This is a genomic window from Dyadobacter psychrotolerans (assembly GCF_004349265.1).
Lineage (GTDB): Bacteria > Bacteroidota > Bacteroidia > Cytophagales > Spirosomataceae > Dyadobacter > Dyadobacter psychrotolerans.
On record NZ_SMFL01000016.1, the window covers coordinates 116,616 to 139,766 of the forward strand.

Annotated in this window: 19 protein-coding genes; 8 read left to right on the forward strand and 11 right to left on the reverse strand. The window is 41.4% G+C overall.

Annotated features, from left to right (window positions below; translation table 11 throughout):
- Positions 1-88 precede the first annotated feature (88 nt).
- Positions 89-751 (forward strand): YggS family pyridoxal phosphate-dependent enzyme, encoded by a 663-nt coding sequence (locus E0F88_RS28840; RefSeq protein WP_131961809.1) that lies wholly within the window; start codon positions 89-91, stop codon positions 749-751.
- Positions 752-754: 3 nt separating this feature from the next.
- Here E0F88_RS28840 and E0F88_RS28845 read toward each other — a convergent pair whose 3' ends face one another.
- The 3 genes from E0F88_RS28845 to E0F88_RS28855 form a co-directional block, all read right to left on the reverse strand.
- Entirely contained in the window at positions 755-1,498 is a 744-nt protein-coding gene (locus E0F88_RS28845) for a LytR/AlgR family response regulator transcription factor (protein WP_131961810.1), read from the reverse strand.
- On the reverse strand, positions 1,498-3,156 hold the full coding sequence (locus E0F88_RS28850; protein ID WP_165940177.1) for a sensor histidine kinase: 1,659 nt from the start codon (positions 3,154-3,156) through the stop codon (positions 1,498-1,500). Before E0F88_RS28850 ends, E0F88_RS28845 begins: the two co-directional genes overlap by 1 nt.
- 155 nt (positions 3,157-3,311) lie before the next feature.
- The gene (locus E0F88_RS28855; RefSeq protein WP_131961812.1) at positions 3,312-4,355 is read right to left on the reverse strand and encodes a glycosyltransferase family 9 protein; all 1,044 of its coding nucleotides are present in this window, start codon (positions 4,353-4,355) and stop codon (positions 3,312-3,314) included.
- Positions 4,356-4,516: 161 nt separating this feature from the next.
- Between E0F88_RS28855 and E0F88_RS28860 the strand changes: the two genes are divergently transcribed.
- Positions 4,517-4,897: a DUF423 domain-containing protein gene (locus E0F88_RS28860; protein ID WP_131961813.1), complete on the forward strand. Its 381-nt coding sequence runs from the start codon at positions 4,517-4,519 to the stop codon at positions 4,895-4,897.
- 143 nt (positions 4,898-5,040) lie between these two features.
- On the opposite strand, the gene rodA is transcribed toward E0F88_RS28860, so the two are convergent.
- The 6 genes from rodA to E0F88_RS28890 form a co-directional block, all read right to left on the reverse strand.
- Positions 5,041-6,324, reverse strand: coding sequence for a rod shape-determining protein RodA (rodA, locus tag E0F88_RS28865; protein ID WP_131961838.1), 1,284 nt, complete (start codon positions 6,322-6,324; stop codon positions 5,041-5,043).
- A gap of 28 nt (positions 6,325-6,352) precedes the next feature.
- Complete coding sequence (locus tag E0F88_RS28870) at positions 6,353-8,269, reverse strand: penicillin-binding transpeptidase domain-containing protein (RefSeq protein WP_131961814.1); 1,917 nt, start codon at positions 8,267-8,269, stop codon at positions 6,353-6,355.
- A gap of 152 nt (positions 8,270-8,421) precedes the next feature.
- Entirely contained in the window at positions 8,422-9,999 is a 1,578-nt protein-coding gene (locus E0F88_RS28875; protein WP_131961815.1) for an NFACT RNA binding domain-containing protein, read from the reverse strand.
- A gap of 19 nt (positions 10,000-10,018) precedes the next feature.
- On the reverse strand, positions 10,019-11,092 hold the full coding sequence (locus E0F88_RS28880; RefSeq protein ID WP_131961816.1) for a PLP-dependent cysteine synthase family protein: 1,074 nt from the start codon (positions 11,090-11,092) through the stop codon (positions 10,019-10,021).
- A gap of 68 nt (positions 11,093-11,160) precedes the next feature.
- Positions 11,161-11,922 (reverse strand): MBL fold metallo-hydrolase, encoded by a 762-nt coding sequence (locus E0F88_RS28885; RefSeq protein ID WP_131961817.1) that lies wholly within the window; start codon positions 11,920-11,922, stop codon positions 11,161-11,163.
- 5 nt (positions 11,923-11,927) lie between these two features.
- Entirely contained in the window at positions 11,928-12,305 is a 378-nt protein-coding gene (locus E0F88_RS28890; protein ID WP_131961818.1) for a response regulator, read from the reverse strand.
- Between the two features lie 187 nt (positions 12,306-12,492).
- Here E0F88_RS28890 and E0F88_RS28895 point away from each other — a divergent pair, with 187 nt between their 5' ends.
- From E0F88_RS28895 to E0F88_RS28920, 6 genes are all read left to right on the forward strand, one after another.
- Positions 12,493-13,143 (forward strand): DUF1684 domain-containing protein, encoded by a 651-nt coding sequence (locus E0F88_RS28895; RefSeq protein ID WP_131961819.1) that lies wholly within the window; start codon positions 12,493-12,495, stop codon positions 13,141-13,143.
- 244 nt (positions 13,144-13,387) lie between these two features.
- A complete protein-coding gene (gene pheT / locus E0F88_RS28900) occupies positions 13,388-15,802 on the forward strand; it encodes a phenylalanine--tRNA ligase subunit beta (protein ID WP_131961820.1) in 2,415 nt (804 codons plus the stop codon).
- A 137-nt stretch (positions 15,803-15,939) separates the two neighbouring features.
- Positions 15,940-16,284, forward strand: a complete 345-nt coding sequence (locus E0F88_RS28905; RefSeq protein ID WP_131961821.1) for a hypothetical protein — start codon at positions 15,940-15,942, stop codon at positions 16,282-16,284.
- The gene (locus tag E0F88_RS28910; protein ID WP_131961822.1) at positions 16,281-16,592 is read left to right on the forward strand and encodes a cell division protein ZapA; all 312 of its coding nucleotides are present in this window, start codon (positions 16,281-16,283) and stop codon (positions 16,590-16,592) included. The genes E0F88_RS28905 and E0F88_RS28910 overlap by 4 nt, the downstream gene beginning before the upstream one ends.
- Before the next feature lie 146 nt (positions 16,593-16,738).
- Positions 16,739-18,310 (forward strand): ribonuclease Y, encoded by a 1,572-nt coding sequence (rny, locus tag E0F88_RS28915; RefSeq protein ID WP_131961823.1) that lies wholly within the window; start codon positions 16,739-16,741, stop codon positions 18,308-18,310.
- Between the two features lie 16 nt (positions 18,311-18,326).
- Positions 18,327-19,853: a sigma 54-interacting transcriptional regulator gene (locus E0F88_RS28920; RefSeq protein ID WP_131961824.1), complete on the forward strand. Its 1,527-nt coding sequence runs from the start codon at positions 18,327-18,329 to the stop codon at positions 19,851-19,853.
- A 202-nt stretch (positions 19,854-20,055) separates the two neighbouring features.
- Here the strand turns inward: E0F88_RS28920 and recA are convergent, their stop codons facing one another.
- The gene (gene recA, locus E0F88_RS28925; protein WP_131961825.1) at positions 20,056-21,126 is read right to left on the reverse strand and encodes a recombinase RecA; all 1,071 of its coding nucleotides are present in this window, start codon (positions 21,124-21,126) and stop codon (positions 20,056-20,058) included.
- Positions 21,127-21,359: 233 nt separating this feature from the next.
- The gene (locus E0F88_RS28930) at positions 21,360-22,853 is read right to left on the reverse strand and encodes a hypothetical protein (protein ID WP_131961826.1); all 1,494 of its coding nucleotides are present in this window, start codon (positions 22,851-22,853) and stop codon (positions 21,360-21,362) included.
- Positions 22,854-23,151: the final 298 nt, after the last annotated feature.

Consider the following 23,151-nt stretch of genomic DNA (forward strand, 5'->3'; position numbering starts at 1 on the left):
TTTTGAAATAAGTTGCCAGTGATTTCTGTCTGCTACCTCAAAAATAATTTTTCCAACACCTTATTTATCAATTTTTTACACTTCAAATATGCCTTCAATAGCTCAAAATATTAACCAGATTGAACAGCAGCTACCTCAAACAACAAAGCTCATTGCGGTCACTAAAACGAAACCAGTCATGGTTTTGCAGGAAACCTACGATGCCGGGTTTCGCAGATTTGGAGAAAACAAGGTGCAGGAAATGACTGAAAAATACAATTTACTACCCAAAGACGTTGAGTGGCATATGATCGGTCATTTGCAATCGAATAAAGTGAAATACATGGCACCATACGTGTCGATGGTTCATTCCGTAGACAGTTTTAAGCTTTTGCAGGAAATTAATAAGGAAGCTAAAAAAAACGACAGAGTAATTCCCTGTTTGCTACAGATTTTCATCGCTCAGGAAGAGACTAAATTCGGTTTGTCTGAGCAGGAAGCAGTTGAAATATTGACATCTCCTGAACTTTCATCTTTGACGAACATTACGATTGCAGGTTTGATGGGCATGGCTTCCAATACGGAAAACCAGGAACAGATTACGGTGGAATTTAAAAATCTGAAAACATTGTTTGAGTCCTTTAAACAATACAACAGCTCCAACGTGGAAATGAAGGAGCTCTCGATGGGCATGAGCGGCGACTACATTATTGCGGCTCAGGAAGGAAGCACACTGATACGCGTTGGCAGTGCCATTTTTGGAAGCCGGTAGTTATTACTTTAATGCCTGTTTTATAAAATCCTTTTTCAGTCTGGAAATAGGGACCTGAACTCCGTCTTCCATTAACAGATAGCCACTGTCTTCTTTGATCCAGCTTCTAACGAATGTTTTATTAACCAGATGTGAATTATGACAGCGGATAAAACCATAATCGGCAAGCAGTTCGTCATACTCAAACATCGGGCGTGACACCAGAATTTTCTCTGAGTTTTCAAGATAAAAGATCGTGTAATTGTTTTCTGCTTCACAGCGAATAATCTGCGTCGTCCTGACAAAACGTGTTTCCTTTGCCGATGGCAACGCGATCCGGTGGTCGGTGCGCTGTTGATTTTGCTGAACCATTTTCATCAGGTTTTCCAGCTGAACGTTCTGCCGTTTCTGTAAATATTTCTCTTCAGCCCTGCCTACCGCCAATTTTAATTCCTGATAGTCAATTGGTTTCAACAGATAATCAATGGCTGAAAACTTAATCGCCTGAATTCCGAATTTATCATATCCGGTTACAAAGATCAGCTCAAATGAATACGAGGGCAAAGATTTTAGCAAATCAAAACCGTTCTCACCCGGCATTTGGATGTCAAGAAAAACCAGATCCGGATGAAGTTCACCGATGTACTTTCGTGCTTCCTCTGCATTTCTGGCTTTGGCAGCAACTGTTGTTTCCGGACAATATTTTCCAAGCAGAAAACTCAGGTTTTCAATATTATTCAATTCATCATCAACTATAAGTGCCTGCATCAGAAAGCATGTTTTAGAATTAATCTGGCGACCGTCCCGTTACCAGATTCAATTTTCATTTCAATCTTGTTTTTTGACTTATTCAGGAGCTTTATCCTTTCCCGGGTAAGCCGGATCCCCTGTCCGGATGATTCCTGACTTACATCAAAGCCTTTGCCATTGTCCCTGACTTCAACCACCAGATCATTTTCATTTTTAATGAACGAAACATCTAATAAACCAATTTCACCAAGACCTGAAATTCCATGTTTGATCGCGTTTTCAATCAGCGGCTGGATCAGAAGAGAAGGAATCTCCACATGACTGGTTTCGATATCTTCATCAATAAAAAATTTATACCGAAAATTAAATCTTAGCTTTTCCAGTCGCACATAACTGTCCAGCGTCCTCAATTCCTCCGAAAGCGGAATCATTTCTTTATCACTGTTATTTAAAGAATTACGAAGTAGTTTACTAAAATCGGTTAAGTAAATATTCGCTTTCTCTATTTCATTTTTATTGATCAAACCCTGGATGGATCCCATCGCGTTAAACATAAAATGAGGGTTAAGCTGTGCCTGAATCGCCTGTAACTCAAGTTTTGTTCTTCTGGTGGCTTCCCTGGCTTTTTTCAGACGCTTACCCCGGTTAGCAAAAAGAATTAGCCCTGTTATAATCAGTAAAATCCATGGATACATGTAAAAAAGCATCATGAAAAGATGGGCTGCATAGGTTAAATAGTGAATTGCAACTTTGTCCCAAGTTTTATTCATCACAAATTTATACGTTTCCAAATTTCCACCTGGAATATAACCTGCGGTCACTTCATGCTCCCCTGACGGCAAAATATACCACCACGCTTTTTCGCCCAGCGATTCAACGTCAAAAACAGGGTACATTTCCAACTGTGTCTTTGTCCAGAACTTGTTGTCAATCTTACAAAAGAGAGCTGCTTCGTTAACTTCACTATCATAATATGCCTTCTTGAATCTAAAAAATAAATTACCATAATTGGTTACTATACGATCAGGAACGGCATTGTTGTGGCTATAAACCGTCGGCACTTGATTTACCCGGCTGACAATTTTTCTAATTTGAGCGGTGTCTTCCCAGGATTTATTACCATATCCATTTGTTATGTCAACATACATCAGTTGTGGTTTCGGGTATGTAAATGTTACGTTAAGCGTGTAAATCGTTCTTTGCGTACTATCCGAAATTTTTATTTTAACCTTTTTGTTGCCAAAAGGAATATTTTGCGTAACAGCGCATTTTTCTCCGAGCAACGAATAATGAGCAATTTGACTCATACTTTTTGAGGAAGGACCTACAGATTCCTTATAACTGAAAGAAATATTATAGCCTTTTTCCAGCTTTTCAAAATCCCTTACCACAAAAGTCAGCTTCTCTCCCATCCGGCTGGCCGTTACGTTATATTCAGTTTCCGATACTTTGTCAAATGTGGGTTTGGTTGTTGTGTCCATTACCGCCTCTTTGCTGATCACATTTTTTTCATAATCTGTAAAGCTTTGAACAATAACATCCAACCTGGGTTTGTCACTTTTTTGGTTTATCAAAAATCTGTTGGTTTTGGTATCAAGGATCATGTCCTGTGCTTTTAACAAGCCAGACAGGTTTATCAAAACAATGAAGAGAAAAATTTTTTTAGCGTTGTACATAACTGTCTTTTTAAAGTTCCTGACAAATATGAGAGGGACCGCGACAGATAAATTATACAAATGTGTAAGCTGCAAGGGCGAATGTGTAAACTGCATAAAACAAAAAACTCTACCCGAAAACGGATAGAGTATCATAAGCAGAAAAGCTGTTTTTTCTATTCTACTAAAATCTTTTTCACTTCATCCCGCACAAATTCAAACGAAAGTTCGGCACAGGCCAGTCCCTTTTTACGAACCAGAACAGCATTTTCCTGTCTGCCATAACCACCGGAATACGGATTGTATTCGTCAAAGCCGGTCAGTGCACCCATTAAAACAATTCCGAAAGTTCCCGTTGCGTTACCAAGATGAGACGGACCGCTATCCAATCCAATAAAGTAATCAGCACGGCGGATTACTTCCGCTGTTTCCAGAATAGAAAGTTGTCCGCATAAATTCCGGTAAGATTCCGTGCCGATATTCAGGTTGCTTTTCAACCCGATTTCTACAATCTGAAAATTATAATTTACTGAAAGCCACTGGATAAGCTGCTGCCACCGATCTGCCGGCCAGTCCTTTGGCGCAAAATTGGACTGACAGTGCACAACGATATAAGGCTTATCCAGCCCAAGGGAATCGACCTTTGCCCTGTGTTTATCCTGCAGGTAAAGTAACGGCTGATCATTTGCCGGAAACACTGATTTAACAGGAGTCAGCCCGGACGTTTGAGCAAAAACTTCCAGCAGGTTCCCAAAATGAAAATAGGTATGAACATTAATTCCGCGGCTTTCTGCTACAGGATTATCTATAAATACCTGACATTTAGGGCAATGATTATTATTTTTAAACTGAAGTTCAAACACTTTATCAAAAACACCGGTTCCCAAAATTACCCTTCGCTGGGTTACGCAAAACTCTTTTAAAACTTCATCTACTGACGGATTGTAATCAACCAGTTCATGGAATACGGGTTTAACAAACCAAACGATGTAAGCATCCGGATAGTGCTGGCGGACATATCTTGAAATGGGCTCAGCCGCAACGATGTCTCCAAAATGTTCTGTGCGGATAATAGCGACTAGCTGCTGTCCCTTCTTTAACCGACTTTTTTTCAGTAAAAATTTGAGTGCTGCTAAATATCCAAGCCAGTATGCTTTGAAAATGTGCGTGTATTTGTGGTAACGATGTGTCCAGAGCTGAACGAAACGGGATATGGTCATTGGTAGATCTTTTCCTTACAAGGCAGTGTGGCGCCAAAGCGTGCAAGTTAATAAAATCCCTTTAAAGTGTTGGTTGCACTGGTGACACAAACTACCTTTGGCGTCGGGATAACGAAGTTATTGACGTTTAGTGAAAAAATTAGTACAATAAACATACCATTATGAAATTCATGTTACAGGCAGGCGGTATTTTGGGAGCATTGGCAGTTGCCCTGGGAGCATTCGGAGCGCACGCGTTAAAAGGAATGCTTGAAGCGTCGGGAAGATCAGAAACCTTTGAAACCGCTGTCAAATACCAGTTTTATCATGCCATTGCTCTCGTGCTGGTAGGATTGCTGATGAAAGGTGCCGGACAGGATGCAATTCGTTTACTGGGCTGGTCAGGAAACGCTTTTGCAATCGGTGTGATTATCTTTTCCGGCTCGCTTTACGCAATCTGCTTTACAGGAATCACCAAATTCGGAGCAACTGCACCGATCGGAGGAGTTGCCCTGATCGCAGGCTGGTTTTTTTTGATACTCGCCGCAGGAAAGCTTAGTTAGTGAATGAAAAATGAAAACCGGGTCGCCGGTGCGATCAGGAATGAAGAGTTGGCAATTATTCTTAATTGTCAACTAAGAACTGGCTTAAATTCTTAATCGCTCGGGCGATCCGGTTTTAATTCTTAATTCTTAATTAAATAAAACTATCCTCTCGAAAGCGTAAACGGCCTTTGCGCATCGATTTTTAAAAATACAAACAAAAGAATCGTAAATGACCAGAGGGATGAACCTCCATAACTAAAAAATGGCAGCGGAATACCAATTACGGGCATCAGACCGATGGTCATACCTATATTAACCAGAAAGTGAAAGAAAATAACCCCAGCCACGCAATAGCCATAAACTCTTGCAAAGCGGCTTCGCTGTCGTTCCGCAAGGATGACCAATCTGGAAATCAACAAAACAAAAAGTACAACAACCACAAAGCTTCCGATGAATCCGTGCTCCTCGCCAACGGTGCAGAAAATAAAGTCGGTACTTTGCTCGGGCACAAAGTCAAATTTGGTTTGAGTTCCTTCCAGAAAACCCTTGCCGGTAAAACCACCTGAACCAATTGCAATCTTGGACTGTATCACGTTCCAGCCGTCTCCGCGTGGGTCAGAATCCGGATCCAGCAAAACCATAACCCTGCCGCGCTGATGTTTTGCAAGCACGTTGTTCATAAAAAAATCAACTCCAAACACAATTCCGATCATGACACCTGCCAGCAGAATCGTTGCCCAGAGTCCTCCGCGTCTTCTGGTCATGGTTGGCATAATCCAGATTGTCAGTGCCGCTAAAACGACGATAACACCCACGATATACCACCGTTCATAAAGTAAAGTGATGATAAGCAACGCAGCGGTTGACATCCCAATTGCAGGAATGGCACCGGGCATACCTTCCCGGTACAGGACCACAGCAAAAGCCGCGAAAACCAGCATCAAACCTGTTTCTTTTGACAAAAGGATCAATATAGCCGGCACTAAGATGATGCCAATAATGGGGTAATAATCTTTTAACTTTCTATTGAGACTGATCGCCGGATCGCTGAGATATTTGGATATTGCCAGACTAACACCCAGAATAGCAAACTGGGCAGGCTGTAAGGAAAACGGCCCAAACTTTATCCAGGATCTGGATCCGTTGATGTTTGATCCTGCAAATAACACGACGACAAGCAGAAACAGCATAATGGCGTAGATGATAAAGGAAAAAGTTTCGTAGAACTTGTAGTCAATTACCAGAATACAAATGATCAGTACCGCCGAGGTGCCGATCCACATCAGCTGCTTGCCGGCGTTGTTAGAAAGGTCAAAAATGCTGCTGTTTGCCTCGGGATTGTAAACCGCCGCGTAAATATTAACCCAGCCAATACCCAGACAGACGATGTAAATTAATACAACCATCCAGTCTACATTTTTTGTTATGGGCTTGCCGTCAGGTATTTCTTTCAATGAAGTAGTGTTTAAAACTCTATTTTTTTAACGGATTAACAATAACCGGTGCTTTCTTTTTAGCAGTATCTGGTTTCAGCAACTTCACCGTATCTGACTTTAACAGTGACCTTTGCTGGTCCGTCAATACCACCTTGCTCATCAGGTTCGTTTCTTTCATTCTTTTCTCCATGGCCAGGTTGGTAATTTTTCTCCGAAGATATTTTTCCATGATCAGCCCTGCAATAGGTGCCGCAGCAGATCCACCAAAACCAGCGTTTTCTACAAAAACCGCAATTGCAATTTTAGGATTATCAGCAGGTGCAAAGCCAATGAAAATAGAGTGATCATCTCCCTTTTTGTTTTGAGATGTTCCGGTTTTTCCAGCAACCACCATATCCTGAATGCGGGCATTTTTAGCGGTGCCAGCTTCCACGGCACCGATCATTCCTTCAATCACCGGACTGAAATGCTGCATTGACACACCGGATTCATGTCTGGTTGTATACATCGGATCCAGCTTTTTCTGATCTCCCACACCATGAATTACGTGAGGAGTGTAAAAATAACCTCTGTTTGCAATAATAGCCGCTACATTCGCCATTTTCAAAGGCGTAATCAGAATCTCGCCTTCTCCAATACTAATGGAATAAATGTTGGAGAACTTCCATGCATTTTCACCATAAATCTTATCATAATATTTTTTATCAGGAAGATTTCCTTTTCTTTCACTTGGAAGATCTATGCCTAGCTGCTGCCCAATTCCAAATTTACTCACCCGGCTATGCCAGTCTTCCAACCCGGCAGCCGATGCTTTAAAAGTATTGCTAATCTTATTGTTGTAGATAACCCGGCGAAAGAGGTGGTAAAAATAAGGATTGCAGGAATGCGTTACCCCAAGAGCGATAGAAGTAGTTGCGGCATGATTGTGACATCCTACCGGACAGTTTGCATGACTAAAACCTGTCCCTGGTGTAACAACGCCTTCCTGTAACCCAACAAGCGCCTGAATAAGCTTAAAGGTCGATCCCGGACGATAACTCGCCATTACAGGCCTGTTGAACAAGGGCTTATATGGATTCCGCACCAATTTGGTGTAGTTTTTTGAAAAAAACCGACTTGCTAAAATGTTGGGATCATAAGTTGGTGCAGATACCATAGTCAGGATCTGGCCGGTTGAAGGTTCAATTGCAACCACACTGCCTACCTTATTGACCATCAAACTATCAGCATACTGCTGTACTTCAAGGTCGATACCGGAGTATAAATTTGCTCCTGCAACAGCCATTGTGTCCAGCTCGCCCCCCTTCCAGGGGCCTTTGTAAACACCAGCTACATTTTGCATGATGAATTTAGTCCCGCGTTTTCCCCGCAATTCATTTTCATAAATTTTTTCAACACCACTTTGGCCGATGTAATCGCTCTGACGGTAATAAGGTTCTTCCTGTTTTTCCAGCTGGCCTTTTGTGATTTCACTCACGTAACCCAGTGTGTTTGCCAAAGTCGGGGCGGTATAGGTTCTCAGAGAGCTTTTTGCAAACTGAAACCCGGAATAATCCACCATCACATCCTGTATGGAGGCAAAATCTTCCTTGGAAAGCTGTCTCAAAAATATGGACGGTTTATTGCGGCTGTAAACACTCGCAGCAGTCATCAGGCTGTCAAAATCTCTTCTTTCAATACCTAAAACGCTGCAAAAACGAAGTGTGTCCTCCACTCTCGCTTTGGACGGAGTTACAAGCAAATCATAAACCGGCGTGTTGTATACGATCAGCTTGCCCGTTCGGTCATATATTTGGCCACGAAAGGGAATTTCAATAACACGTTTGATGGAATTACTGGATGATACAATTGAGTAACTTTCATCCAAAACCTGTAAGTAGAAAAGTCGCGATAAGTATATTAAACCTATTACAGCAAAAAATCCAATGATAACAAAGCGACGATTTTCAAGCATTCTGCACTAAATATTCCTGTTCTCTCTATTTTACGCGAAGTTCGTGATATCAAAAGACTTATCAAACAAGAAGACCCTGAATATTATTAACCTTTTTAACCTTTTATTTAATATCGCGTTCTTTGATAAGTACAACGAAGAATCCATCCGGTTTATTCCCCTTTTGGCACAACCATCACCACATCTTCCTTATCTACGATCACTGCACCTTCGGGCATTCCTTTTAATTTTCGCAGGTATTTTTTGGGGGTGACTATAACAGGACACAGGCTGTCCGTCTTTCGTTTGGAATAAAATGCTGCCAGTTCGGCTGCCCTTTCGATTACGGGAGCAGGAAATTTCTTACCTGGCTGGTTTTTAATAATTACGTGTGAACCGGAAACATCCCTGGCATGCAGCCACAGATCTTCCTTAAAAGCATACTGTTTGGTGAGCAAGTCGTTATTTTTGGCGTTTCGGCCTATCAGGATTGTATAACCTAAAAAATCAACCTTTTTAAAAAGCTCGATCACAGCTGCTGCCAGGGACAACACCGCCCCGTTTAACGCATGCGTTTTAATATAACTTCTTAACTCCCTAAGCAATTCGATTTTTTCAATAACTTCAAGATGCTGTTTCATTTTCACCTTTTCAGCTTCTCTGGCCTGCAGGCTGTCATTTAATCGATCTAATTCAATTTTCTCGTTTTTAGATTTACGGTAATAAGTTTCTGCATTTTTTTGGGGCGAAAGATCTTTTTTAAGCTTTATCTTAATCGGCTGCTCTCTGTAAAAATCAAAAAGCTCCACATTTTCAGAACGCGCCGGAATCTGGTGTAAGTTAGCCATGATGATGTTGGCAAGTTCATCGTTACGAACACCTTCTTCGAGTTCGACCAGTTTTTTGAAAGTGTTCTCAAGATAGTGATCAGTCTGCTGGATTCTTTTATTCAAAATCCTGATTATTTCAGCTTTCTCTTTTTCAATTCCACTCAGGCGGATAAATGCATAGTAAAATGCATTGAGTGCCTCGAGAGGATCTGTATAAGTTGCAGAAATTTCACCTATTGGAAGCAGCAAAAGGACCGGAACCAGCTCAATTTTTGAAATATAAAATTCAGGTTTATCAAGTTCTTTCAGCAAATTCTGAATAATCTCCCAACGCTTATCGGCAGAGTTTTCATCTTTAAGTAAGTTGTTCAGATACTTGTTGATTTGTTTACCAAAAGTCGGAAACAAGGCCTCATGTTTCAGGTTGTTTGCAAGATATGCTTCGAAAGTCTGATCTATCGGACGGTTCAGTGTTTCCAGCCTGATCGTCTGATCCGTCGCCAGTTTGTTATTGAACAGCTCGATCACTTCCTGTTTGTCGTTAAAACCAATCAGGTTTGAGCGGTTACCGTAAAGTTTGAATACCAGGTTTGTATTGTCATCAAAATATATGGCAATTGCACGCTCATTCAGGAACACGCTGACGATATTTATTCTGCGGCCATAAAAGCTGGTAAAAAGATTTACACTGTTTCTTCTCGCCCGGTCAAACTTATCCGGAAAGCTAAGACATGCAAAATTCGACCGTAAAGTGGCTTTGATGAAAAAAGGATTTTGCAGCAGCCCGTCCGATTCCGAGTCTGCAAAAACAAGTACCAGCTCATCCTTTTCCTGACTGAAAGTTTCAATCAGAAGCTTTCCCGACAATTCCTGATCAAGCCGGGGAGCCAGCTGTTTTAAAAAATAATAATTTTGATGCAATGTATGTGGAGTTGGTATTCTATTCGCTAAGATTCATTTGTCTCTTCTCATCCCGCACTCCCTCTGAAAGTCCGTTTTGTTCCAGCCAGTCCGGATTGTAATACGTATTCATATAACGTTCTCCTGAGTCGCAAATTAACGTGACGATGGAGCCCGCTTCACCTCTATGACGCATTTGTTTTGCCAGCTCGAGCACACCCCAAAAATTCGTCCCGGAAGACCCACCTACTTTTTTATTCAACAATTCACTCAATGTGAGCATCGCCGCGAAGCTACCTGCGTCGGGCACCTGAATCATATGATCCACAACGGTTCTCAGAAAAGATGGTTCGACCCGGGGCCTGCCAATTCCCTCTACCCGAGAACCCAGGTCAGTGCAAAGTCTGGCATCGTTGTTTTTCCAATATTCATAAAAAACAGATCTTTCCGGGTCAACGACACAGATCTGCGTTTCGTGCTGCTCGTATCTTACATAACGCCCGAGTGTTGCAGAAGTTCCGCCGGTACCTGCTCCTGTCACAATCCAGCGGGGAACCGGATGATTCTCATGCTGCATCTGCCGAAAAATGGATTCTGCAATGTTGTTGTTTCCCCGCCAGTCTGTCGCACGTTCCGCAAAAGTAAATTGATCCATAAAATGGCCGTTAGTCCTTGCAGCAATAATTCTTGAAGCCTCGTAAACCTCGGCAGGATGATCTACGAAATGACATTTTCCACCATAAAACTCAATCGCCTGAATTTTATCCGGACTGGTGGATTTGGGCATAACGGCTACAAAAGGCAGCCCGAGCAGCTTCGCAAAATATGCTTCGGATACCGCTGTTGAGCCACTTGAAGCCTCAACAATGGTCGTTCCTTTCTGCACCCAGCCATTACAAATCGCATACAAAAAGAGCGATCGCGCAAGCCGGTGCTTTAAGCTGCCCGAAGGATGGGTCGATTCGTCCTTAAAGTAAAAATCAATATCAGGGAAGCCTGGCAGTTTCAGATAAATGAGATGCGTGTCTGCCGAGCGCTGGTAATCCGCTTCAATTTTTGAAATGGCCTTATTGATCCAGGACGGTTTTCTGGCAGGAAATATGGGATGTCTCATTGTAAAAGTGCCGGCTAATTTTTATTTTTTTGACCGATAGAACCGCTTCGATAGCAAAGCAGGTAAACTTAAAGTTCAATTACCAGCCCGTCGTAACTCAGCCGTACGTTTGGCGGAAGCTCTTTTTCAACATCTTCGTGTTTGCCCAACTTGTGGCTCATGTGAATCAGATACGCCTGAGGAATATTTAATTTATCGATCAATTCCAACGACTGGGAAAGCGTAAAGTGAGAAAGATGTGATTCTTTCTGTAAAGTATCCAAGACTAAAACACGCGAACCCTTTATCTTCTCCTGCTCACTTTCAGAAATATAATTTGCGTCAGTTATATAGGTAAAGTCGCCAACTCTGTATCCGTAAACGGCAAGCTTGTGATGCATTACCTCGATAGGAATAAATTTTATTCCCTGAATTTCAAACGGTTTATTCTCAACATTATGCAGTTCGAAATGCGGCACACCCGGATAACGGTGTTCGCTGAAGGCGTAAAAAAACTCGCTTCGGATCTGATTTAAAACTGACTCACGGCCGTACAGCGGAATATCCTGTTGCTGTCTGTGATTAAAGGCGCGGATATCATCCAGTCCTGCCGTGTGGTCTTTATGCTGATGGGTAAAAATAGCAGCATCCAGTTCCTGTACGTTTGCACGCAGCATTTGCTGGCGAAAGTCGGGACCGGTGTCAATAACAAAAGATTTTCCTTCAACCTGAATCCATACCGACGTCCGTAAACGGTTGTCCCGGGCATCAGTTGAACGGCAAACGGCACAATCACAAGCAATAACAGGTATTCCTTGTGATGTGCCGGTTCCTAAAAAAGTAATCTTCATTCAGGTTATTCTGTCAAATGCGCCACGACTTCTACAAGACGGTCAAAATTCAGAGGTTTCATAAGTGCATCGTCGAATCCAGCCGCTTTGAAATCTTCTTCTGAATAATTTTTGGCGTTTCCTGTTATTGCTACAATCGGAGTTTTTGCTTTTTTGATGTCTGACAATTTCCTGATGCTTCTTGCACATTCCATTCCATCCATAACCGGCATGTTAATATCCAGCAAAATAATATCAAAATCTTCTTTTTCAAGAAGTTGTAACACTTGTTCTCCATTTTTCACGGAGGTAATTTCATAGTGTTGAAATTCCAGAATCTTCCTTGCCAGATTTTGAATTACGGAACTGTCTTCGGCAATGAGTACTCGTTTTGTGTATGACATATGATGAATCAGGTATTGTGTTTGATTATTTGCAAGTTCAATTTAGGCATATTTCGACCAACATCACAAATCGATTGGCTGGCAAGTGCCAAAATTATCACAAAAAAGTAAATAAACATCCTATACTTTTTCAAACCCCGGCTAGAGATGTAAGTTTGTAATTGTTTTATCAACCAGAAGTACAGTCATGTTTAAAAATAAAGTGATCCGGTGGAGTACCATTGCAATGTTAATAGCCATTCTGGCATATTTTTTCATTGAAAACTTCTCGGGTTCAGGCTCTGAAAATCAGGACATTTCGATAACAAATCCGGAAGAATATGTTGCTAAGCTAACAAAAGAGCGCGCCGCAAAGGATGAACTTTTTAAGTCCGGCCCTGACTCCCCTATTGCGGATAAAGAAAGTTTTCATGGTTTGCATTATTTTAAAGTTAACCCTGCCTACCGGGTGAAAGCCAATATTTCTCCTTACATGAACGACGACAAGGAACTGGTCATCAACTACACTGATAGCACTTCCGACAAATACGAAAAGTATGGTTATGCCAGTTTTGCAATAAACGGACAGAATCAAAAGCTTCTTTTATTAAAACATGAAGGCACGATTTCCGTGTTGTTCAGAGACGAAACCAGTGGAAAAGAAACGTATGGCGGCGGCAGGTATCTCGATTACCCGGTTTCGGATATAAAAAATAATACGCTCGTACTGGATTTTAACAATGCTTACAATCCTTATTGCGCCTATCAGCCCAACTATGCCTGCCCTGTTCCCCCAAAGGAAAATACTCTTCCAATCGCCATCTGGGCAGGAGAACAGACAGAAGAAGGTGTTCATTAATACAGATTTTCCATTGTGATTATCTATAAAAAAGTTGTTGCTCTTCGAACCCTTTGGGCACTTGTAAAACTTAAATCACTAATTTTGTAAACTTTTACAAAAAGCAGTGGTTTCGGTGACATTATAGCCTGTGCTGTTTTGCAACACCTGTATCCAAAAAGACTTAGTTTAAATCATCATCACAAAAAAGCTGCACGCGTCACTGTTTAGTAAAACAAGTCCAGTTTTCAGTTATTAATACCCCATGAAAATTTCCTATAAGTGGCTTAAAGAGTTAATAGAAATCACCGAATCTCCTGAGGAAATCGGAAAATTGTTAACTGCAACAGGCCTTGAAGTTGAAAATATTGAAGAAATAGAATCTGTAAGAGGTGGATTAAAAGGAGTGGTCATTGGAGAAGTTTTGACCTGTGAAAAACATCCCGAGGCCGATCGCCTTAAAATAACCACCGTAGATACCGGACTCGCAGAGCCGCTTAACATCGTGTGCGGTGCAGCCAATGTTGCCGCAGGACAAAAAGTGGTTGTGGCTACCGTCGGCGCTATACTTTATCCAACCGGCAACGAAGAAGCTTTGGTACTAAAAAAATCAAAAATTCGCGGTGCACTTTCAGAAGGAATGATCTGTGCCGAGGATGAACTGGGGCTGGGTACATCTCATGACGGTATTTTGGTATTGGAAACCGAACTTCCTAATGGTACTCCGGCGTCGGAATATTTCGGCATTTCCTCTGATTACCTGATTGAAATCGGTCTGACGCCAAACCGGGCCGATGCCGCTTCACACTTTGGTGTCGCCCGTGACTTACGCGCTGTTTTGAACCGGAAAATCAATTTACCTTCCGTTGACGCCTTCGTTATTGGTAACGAGTCACTCAGCATGGAAGTAAGTGTAGAAAATACCGAAGCATGTCCAAGATATGCCGGACTTACGATTTCTGGAATAACAGTGACCGAGTCTCCTGCATGGCTGAAACAGAAACTTCAAACCATTGGAATCCGGTCAGTGAATAACATCGTTGACGTCACCAATTACATATGTCATGAATTGGGGCAGCCCATGCATGCTTTTGATGCAAACAAGGTTACAGGCAAAAAAGTAATTGTTAAAACGGTTGCTTCCGATACAATTTTCAAAACACTGGACGGACAGGATAGAAAGTTATCTGATCAGGACCTGATGATCTGTAATGCTGCGGATGCCATGTGTATTGCAGGCGTTTTTGGCGGTTTGGAATCGGGCGTTACAAATGAAACGACATCGATTTTCCTGGAATCAGCTTACTTTTCTCCGGTTTGGGTGCGTCGTACAGCCCAGCGTTTTTCTTTAAAAACTGATTCTTCATTCCGCTTTGAACGCGGCACGGATCCTAATATGCCTGTTTTTGCTTTAAAGAGAGCAGCCTTATTGATTCAGGAAATTGCAGGAGGAACCATTTCTTCAAATATCACCGACATCTATCCTGAACCAATTTCAGACTTCAGGGTGAATATGAGCTATCGAAATATCAACCGTCTGATCGGTAAATCGCTGGATATCGCTCAAATTGAAAACATCCTTCAGGGACTTGACATTTCTATTGAAGAAAGAACTGAAAAAGGTTTCACTGCCGTAGTGCCGCCTTACCGCGTCGATGTACTGCGCGAAGCTGATGTAATAGAGGAAATACTGCGCATTTATGGTTTCGGTCAGGTTGAGCTGTCGGAATCACTTAGCTCCGATTTTCTTTCGGACTTTCCTGTAAATGATCCTGAGAAACTGAAAATGCGTATTGCTGAATTACTTGCAGCAAATGGTTTTAATGAGATGATCAACAATTCTCTGACCAAACCTGAATACAGCGTCTTATTGGGAGAAGAGAGTGCGGGCAGTGTGGTAAAGATCCTTAATTACCTGAGTGAAGATCTTTCCGTGATGCGCCAAACCCTGATTTTTTCAGGTCTGGAAGTGATTGCACACAATGTAAATCGTCGTCAGCGTGACCTGAAACTGTTTGAATTTGGTAAAACATACCACCACATCAACGAAAAATATACGGAAAAGGAAAGACTTTCCGTTTTTCTGACCGGGAACGTTCAGGATGAAAGCTGGATAGCAAAATCAAAAGAAGTTGTTTTCCATGACCTTTCGACAATTGTTAGTCAGGTTTTGTCAGCCATGAAAATCAAAAATATTGAAAAACAGGATGCAGATGCTGCCATTTTCCAGTACGGGTTGACCCTGACTTTAAATCGCAAACCGCTTGTTTCATTTGGTTTATTAAAAGCAGGTTTGACCAGGAATGCTGATGTGAAAGCACAGGTTTTATTTGCTGACTTTGATTGGGAATATTTGCTTCGTCAATACGATTCCGCTGTTCAGTACAAAGAGGTTTCTAAATTCCCGGAAGTAAGGAGAGACCTTTCTCTGGTTGTTGACAAAAAAATCACCTTTGAAGAGCTTCGGCAGATTGCCTACAAAACAGAAAGACAGTTACTGCGTTCGGTCAATGTATTCGATGTTTACGAAGGAGCTAACCTGGAGGGGCGCAAGTCATATGCAATCAGTTTCATCCTACAGGACGATCAGCAGACACTTACCGACAAAGTAATTGATAAATCGATGTCCAGGCTGATTGCAACATATGAAAGAGAACTGAACGCGATTATCCGCAAATAAAAGAACACCGGCAAACGGATTTTAAATTTATTTGCCGGTACCATAATACTTTCATTTAACTAAATAATTACTGAATTTTAAAGTACATCCTTACCTGATCATTCATATGATCTCCACAATTTAAATTTGACAAATAAATGGACAGGAGCAGTACACGCCTTATTGAACATAAATTAGCCGATTTAGAAAAGAAATTGGAAATTTTGATCAATACGAAAGAGAATCTAACTTGGTCAGTCTCAGAATTGCAGCGCGAAAATGCCGAACTCCGTTTGTCCAACATTAAACTCAAGGAAGAAGCTAAGGAAACAAAGAAAAAATACAGTACTTTAGAAAAAGACTTTAATAAGTCTAAAAGTTTCGCTAAAATTGTCTCTAGTAAACTGACACCAACGGGCGGATTAGCCGAACTTAAAGATTCAGTTGAACGATATATACAAGAGATCGATAAGTGCATAGAAATGCTTGAAGATACCTTATGAAAAAGAATAACTTACCTAATCCTGATGTTTCTGTCTTTATAAAACTGCTGGACAGAGGCTTTAAGCTGAGCGTTCCGGCTGATCAGGAAAAATATTACAGGGATGGTTATGAGGTCTTCTCGGAACGCGTAAAGCAGCATAAATCAAAGACAAAAGGATACGACGATATTGAGGCCATGGGCCTTACAGCCATAGAATGTATGGTTGCATTGCAAAGGATTCGTGAACAGATGGATGGGCTGGTTGAGGCATTTCAGGATCGGGTGGAAAAACTGGATGCCGCGGTTGCTAACGCAATTGACAGCTAAGTTTCATTGTTTAACCTGTTAAAGAACCTTTCAAAATCTGATAAACTTTTAGTCACAGTAGTTCTCTTAAAATCGTACGACAGGAATACGTTCGGCATTAACGCTTGGTAGTCGGTTAAACCCAACTATTTGTAACCAATACGAAAATGCCAGATTCATCCATTTTTATTGTCCTCCTATCCGACATCATTGCGGTCGGGATTGGGATATTTGCAGGGAAATACATTTTTCAGAAATCTTTCGACCAAAAAGAAAAAGAAGCTCAGGAGCGTGCAGCCGAAATTTTGCGTAATGCGGAAAATTCAGCAGAAAACATTAAAAGAGACCGTATCCTTGAAGCCAAAGAAAAGTATTTGCGCCTGAAAACAGAGTTTGAAGAAGATGCCAATAAAAAAAGAGTAATTCTTCAGACCAATGAGCAAAAGCTTAAACAGCGTGAGCAAAGTCTGAATCAGACCGTAGAGCAAAACAAACGCCGCGAAACTGAGCTTGAAACCCTCAAAACCAATCTTTCGCAGCAGATTGAAACAGCGACCAAAAAGACTGAAGAAGCTGAAAAGTCATTACAGCTACAGGTAACTCAGCTGGAAAAAATCGCAAATCTTACCGCTGACCAGGCTCGTGAACAACTTGTAGATGCACTAAAAGCTGAGGCAGATACCAGAGCCGGTTCGTATGTGAAGAGCGCTATGGAAGAAGCCAGACTTACCGCTACCAAGGAAGCCAAGAAGATTGTTATTGAAACCATACAGCGTACCGCCGCAGAGCATGCGATTGAAAACTGTGTTTCTGTTTTCAATATTGAAAATGATGACATCAAAGGTAAAATCATCGGTCGTGAAGGTCGTAACATCCGTGCTCTGGAAGCAGCAACAGGGGTGGAAATCATTGTTGACGATACCCCGGAAGCAATTGTTATTTCAGGATTTGACCCTGTAAGACGTGAAATCGCCAGACTGGCCCTGCATAGGTTGGTACAGGACGGACGTATCCACCCTGCCCGTATTGAAGAAGTTGTAGCTAAAACCCGTAAAAATATCGACGATGAAATTGTTGAAATTGGGGAACGCACAGTGATCGACATGGGAATTCACGGGCTTCACCCGGAGCTTGTAAAAATGATCGGTCGTATGCGCTTCCGTTCTTCTTACGGTCAGAACTTACTACAGCACTCACGCGAGGTCGCGAAACTTTGTGCTACCATGGCTGCCGAATTAGGTCTTAATACAAAACTTGCAAAAAGAGCAGGGCTGCTTCACGATATCGGGAAAGTTTGGCCGGAAGAATCCGACCTTCCTCACGCAATTCTTGGTATGGAACTGGCCAAGAAATACAAGGAAAATCCGGAAGTTTGTAATGCAATCGGAGCTCACCATGACGAAATCGAAATGACGAGTATGTTATCGCCGATCATTCAGGTTTGTGATGCTATTTCAGGTTCACGCCCGGGAGCACGTCGTGAAATGATGGAATCATACATCCAGCGTTTGAGAGATCTGGAAAATATGGCAATGTCATTTGATGGCGTTGAAAAGTGTTATGCAATCCAGGCAGGAAGGGAACTTCGTGTAATTATTGATGCTGACAACGTATCCGATGAAAAGGCTGGCATGCTTTCTTTTGATATTTCTCAAAAAATAGAAAAGGAAATGCAATATCCGGGACAGATTAAAATCACAGTTATTCGTGAGATGCGTTCAGTTGCATACGCGCGTTAAACACAACCGAACATCAATGACTTACTCAAAGCTTACAAGTGCAGAGCGGTTGAACATTCACACGCTTGGTGATTTAAAAAAAGCAGGTTATGTATCACGTTCTATCAAACAGGAATTACGTGACAATCTGATTGAAAAGATAAAAAGTAAAGAGAATATATTTCCTGGAATTTGGGGTTACGAGGAAACTGTAATCCCTGATGTTGAGCGCGCCATTTTATCGATGCATAACATAAACTTTCTGGGGTTACGCGGTCAGGCAAAAACAAGAATTGCCAGAATGATGGTTAACCTTTTGGACGAGTACATCCCTTATGTGAAGGATTCTGAGCTGCATGATGACCCGTTGCTTCCGTTGTCAAGAAATGCAAAGGATAATCTGGCTGAACACGGAGATCTTACCAAAATAGAGTGGCTTCATCGGGACGAAAGGTATACTGAAAAACTTGCTACACCGGATGTTTCCGTAGCCGACCTGATTGGCGATGTGGATCCTATCAAAGCAGCAACGCTCAAACTGCCTTATTCTGACGAACGCGTCATCCATTACGGATTGATTCCACGTTCTCACAGAGGCATTTTTGTTATCAATGAATTACCGGATTTGCAGGCGCGTATTCAGGTTGCGCTGTTTAATATTTTGCAGGAAGGCGATATCCAGATTCGTGGATTTAAACTTCGATTGCCGCTTGATATTCAGTTTGTATTTACCGCTAACCCGGAAGATTATACAAACCGAGGAAGTATTGTAACGCCGCTGAAAGACCGCATCGAAAGCCAGATTGTAACTCATTATCCTAAAACGCTGGAAACAGGTAAAAAGATAACGGAACAGGAAGCTGTTGTTAAAGAAGAGCAAAAGGGAATTGTCGTTAATGAGCTGATCAAAACGCTTATCGAACAAATCGCTTTTGAAGCACGTGAAAGTGAATATGTGGACAGCAAAAGCGGTGTTTCTGCCCGTCTGACAATTTCTGCTTATGAGAGCTTACTGAGTACTGCCGAAAGAAGATCATTGATTAATTCAGAAGATTCAACCTATGTGCGCATATCTGATCTGTACGGTGTGGTTGCTTCAATCTGCGGAAAGGTAGAGCTTGTTTACGAAGGAGAAGTTGAAGGCCCTGTAATCGTGGCTCAAAATCTGATCGGTAAAGCCATACGTACACAGTTTCTTAACTTTTTCCCCGATCCGGAAAAGTCGAAGAAAAGCAAGATTAATCCGTACGCTAAAGTAATTGAATGGTTCGGCGGCGGTAACGAAATGGAAATGATCGGTGATATGACCAATCGTGAATATGCAGCAAGGTTAAAAACCATCGACGGACTTGATGATTTCGTGGATATGCTCAGCGCCTATGGAAGTGAAAAGGAAAAACTTTTCATGATGGAATTTGCATTGCACGGCATGGCAGAATTCTCGTTGATCGGCAAGCAGTCACTTGACCAGGGAATGAAATTCCAGGATCTGGTAAGCAGTATGTTTTCCGGCCCCGGCGATGAAGATTATGACTTTGATGATGATGACCAGAAGCCGTTTTAAGAAACTACTGTTCTTAAATTTAGTTTAACAATCAATATTCAACTTTCAATGTTCAACTTTCAATTGAGGCAAGATCTTTTGATAAAAAGACAACCGGTCTCAATCATGGTTTAACCGAACATTGATTAGTATTACCGGATAAAGTAAAAGGAGCCGCAAACTAGTGGCTCCTTTTACTTTATCCGGTAATATTTAAAACAATCTATTCAAGTGCTCCTTCATCCTTAATGTTTGGCTCACTTGTGTCTATCAGTGAATCCGGTTCATTGTTTACTTTTGCACGAACTTTTGCTTCAAGTTCATCCATCAACTCAGGGTTATCTTTAATAAGTGCTTTCACAGCATCCCGTCCTTGTCCCAAACGGTTACCTTCGTAGCTAAACCATGAACCTGCCTTTTTGACAATATCAAGTTCAACCGCAAGGTCAATGATCTCTCCTACTTTGGAAATACCTTCGCCGTACATGATATCAAATTCTACAACTTTAAAAGGAGGTGCAACTTTGTTTTTAACAACCTTCACACGGGTTCTGTTACCAAGGATATTGTCTGCACTTTCCTTAATCTGTCCAACACGGCGAATGTCAAGCCTTACCGAAGCATAATATTTCAACGCATTACCACCAGTTGTTGTTTCAGGGTTACCAAACATCACACCAATTTTCTCACGAAGCTGGTTGATGAAAATGCAGCAGCATCCTGTTTTGTTAATAACACCGGTTAGTTTACGCAATGCCTGTGACATCAAACGAGCCTGAAGACCCATTTTACTGTCTCCCATTTCTCCTTCAAGCTCCGCACGCGGAACCAAAGCTGCAACGGAGTCAATCACGATGATGTCAACCGCTCCGCTGCTGATAAGATGCTCAGCAATTTCCAGAGCCTGTTCACCATTATCCGGCTGCGAAATAAGAAGATTGCTTGTATCAATACCCAGCTTTTCAGCATAAGCCCGGTCGAAAGCATGTTCAGCGTCAATAAAAGCTGCCAATCCGCCTTTTTTCTGAGCCTCAGCAATGCAGTGCATTGATAAAGTAGTTTTACCCGAAGATTCGGGACCATATATTTCCACAACACGTCCACGGGGAACTCCGCCTACTCCAAGAGCAAGATCAAGTCCTAACGAACCGGTTGAAATTACAGGAATATCAAGTACCTTACTATCACTAAGACGCATTACTGTGCCCTTGCCATAGGTCTTATCTAACTTTTCAAGCGTTGTCTGAAGTGCTTTTAATTTGTTGTCCTTATCGGTTGTTGCTGGTGCTGCCATACTTTTTTAAAAAGTAATTTGTTTATGTAAAGAAATTGCGGCCATCGATACCTAAAACCGCCTGTTGATGGTAGTTACGTTTTGTAAATCTACCTTATTTTAACTAAATCCAAAAGGTACCTCCGTATAAATCGACCGTTATAACGATGTGTGGCTGAGTACAAATTCAACCAACGATAATATCAGTAACAAAGATATGATATTAATCGTATCAATGTTTTAACAAATTAAAATTATTTTTGTTCCCTACCTGGTGCGATATTCTTTTCATAAAAAGAATCTTTTTTTCCCAGATACTGATCCGCTTCCATCTGAGTCCATTTGTCCCTCAGCACCTCGTAAACGTTGGGATACGCATCGTAAGGTATTGGCTCAAAACGGACCTTTTCCGGATACCAGCGTTTTGTTAATCCGTTCACAGTCGCAGCCCTGTAAATGCGTTGGAGGGCAATAACCGAAGACGAGGACATAGCTATAAATAGTAACAATAGTATAGGCGTCTTTTTTAAACGGCGCCAGCTGTCCGAATAGGTGGCATCCAAAGACAAAGGATAATAAAGGTACAAACCTGCTATAATAAGCAAAGGCATCAGACCTCTGAACAGAAAATCGTTAACCTTACCAAGTCTGTATATGGGGAAGAGAGTGATAAAAAATACAATCAACAGAAATGGCAGCGCAGGTAAGAATAGTTGTCCTGTGTTTTTCAGGTAAAAATAAATCAATGCAAATATGACAACATTGATGCCTATGTTGACCGTATATTCGAAAAACCTGCTAACCATATTATTTTCAAACTGCCAAAGAAACCCGGAAATAGGTGCCTGTTCGTGAGATAAGAATAACAGCAGCACAGGCAGGCAGGCTGCAAAGGGCAGAATTACATCAATTGTAATTTCCCGCCAGTTCAAAAATGATCTTTCAGTATACCATTTTTTTAAGATCAATATGCCAACCAGAAGCCCGCTTGTAAAAGCTGGAAAAACCGCCCACCAGAATGTCAGCGCCACCGGTAATACAATGTATTCCAGTTTGAGCCTGCTTTTTAAAACATAAACAAACATTCCGCCAATTATCAGAGTAGGAATTACCTGATTGGGAACCCAGAATGAATTCTCAAGGCCGGACCATGACTCAATTCCGAAATCCTGCAGTTCATACATTTTGTCAAAAGATTTGAAGAAGATCATTTTGATCAAAAGAGGGGTGTCTCCGACTGATAATGCCAACAGCGCAAACAATATTTTTTTATTTACCGCCAGATATATCCAGCATGCTCCCAGAAAAAAACCTAAGGACGTCCAAATAAATATTATTGACTCATTTATTTCTCCCAACCATTTGAACAATAAAGCGGGAACTACATAATAACCGTAGTAATAAGAAACAATCGGACCATCCATAGGGAGTTTAAATGGCCAATCATAGCTAAAAAGTTCGTTGAACTTGGTATTGTGACACCAATAGTCCTTTGTCTGATAGCATATTCCCGAAGTTCCTGAAATGACAGTGAGTAACAGCGCCACACCTGAAAGAATCAGTAAATCCTGATGGTTTAACCCCTCTTTTTTGTCAAAGCTTTTGTCATTTAAAACCCGTAAGAAAATAAAAGATAAGATTGCAGTACCTAACGCAGCGATGTAGGAATTTGTCCAGTATAAAAAAAATATAAGATTTGGAAGTATAAGAAAAATAATACTCAAAACACGTAAAAAATAAACAGTCATATCAATATGTTGAGTAAATGGACCGAGACGCCACTAAAATTGATCAGAGCATGTCAATATTGCGGACACTCGCCTAAAAAATGATCTGATTATTTCTGGATAAAGTACTATATACCTTAATAACATAATTACAATGTTAAATTTACAAATAAAGAGATACTACGCAACGGCCAGTCTGATCTTAAAATCTCAATCCTACTGCTAAATTCATGCCTAAACCTGACCATGGTCATCTTCAATCTTAACGGCCTGAAATAACTTTGCTTTCCATAAACTTCTATTCTGTCAATTAAACAGT

What these genes read in the sequence shown, in the direction of transcription:
- E0F88_RS28840 (WP_131961809.1), top strand. Translation starts at nt 89, where the DNA reads ATGCCTTCAATAGCTCAAAATATTAACCAGATTGAACAGCAGCTACCT.
- E0F88_RS28845 (WP_131961810.1), bottom strand. Translation starts at nt 1,498, where the DNA reads ATGCAGGCACTTATAGTTGATGATGAATTGAATAATATTGAAAACCTG.
- E0F88_RS28850 (WP_165940177.1), bottom strand. Translation starts at nt 3,156, where the DNA reads ATGTACAACGCTAAAAAAATTTTTCTCTTCATTGTTTTGATAAACCTG.
- E0F88_RS28855 (WP_131961812.1), bottom strand. Translation starts at nt 4,355, where the DNA reads ATGACCATATCCCGTTTCGTTCAGCTCTGGACACATCGTTACCACAAA.
- E0F88_RS28860 (WP_131961813.1), top strand. Translation starts at nt 4,517, where the DNA reads ATGAAATTCATGTTACAGGCAGGCGGTATTTTGGGAGCATTGGCAGTT.
- E0F88_RS28870 (WP_131961814.1), bottom strand. Translation starts at nt 8,269, where the DNA reads ATGCTTGAAAATCGTCGCTTTGTTATCATTGGATTTTTTGCTGTAATA.
- E0F88_RS28880 (WP_131961816.1), bottom strand. Translation starts at nt 11,092, where the DNA reads ATGAGACATCCCATATTTCCTGCCAGAAAACCGTCCTGGATCAATAAG.
- E0F88_RS28885 (WP_131961817.1), bottom strand. Translation starts at nt 11,922, where the DNA reads ATGAAGATTACTTTTTTAGGAACCGGCACATCACAAGGAATACCTGTT.
- E0F88_RS28890 (WP_131961818.1), bottom strand. Translation starts at nt 12,305, where the DNA reads ATGTCATACACAAAACGAGTACTCATTGCCGAAGACAGTTCCGTAATT.
- E0F88_RS28895 (WP_131961819.1), top strand. Translation starts at nt 12,493, where the DNA reads ATGTTTAAAAATAAAGTGATCCGGTGGAGTACCATTGCAATGTTAATA.
- pheT (WP_131961820.1), top strand. Translation starts at nt 13,388, where the DNA reads ATGAAAATTTCCTATAAGTGGCTTAAAGAGTTAATAGAAATCACCGAA.
- E0F88_RS28905 (WP_131961821.1), top strand. Translation starts at nt 15,940, where the DNA reads ATGGACAGGAGCAGTACACGCCTTATTGAACATAAATTAGCCGATTTA.
- E0F88_RS28910 (WP_131961822.1), top strand. Translation starts at nt 16,281, where the DNA reads ATGAAAAAGAATAACTTACCTAATCCTGATGTTTCTGTCTTTATAAAA.
- rny (WP_131961823.1), top strand. Translation starts at nt 16,739, where the DNA reads ATGCCAGATTCATCCATTTTTATTGTCCTCCTATCCGACATCATTGCG.
- E0F88_RS28920 (WP_131961824.1), top strand. Translation starts at nt 18,327, where the DNA reads ATGACTTACTCAAAGCTTACAAGTGCAGAGCGGTTGAACATTCACACG.
- recA (WP_131961825.1), bottom strand. Translation starts at nt 21,126, where the DNA reads ATGGCAGCACCAGCAACAACCGATAAGGACAACAAATTAAAAGCACTT.
- E0F88_RS28930 (WP_131961826.1), bottom strand. Translation starts at nt 22,853, where the DNA reads ATGACTGTTTATTTTTTACGTGTTTTGAGTATTATTTTTCTTATACTT.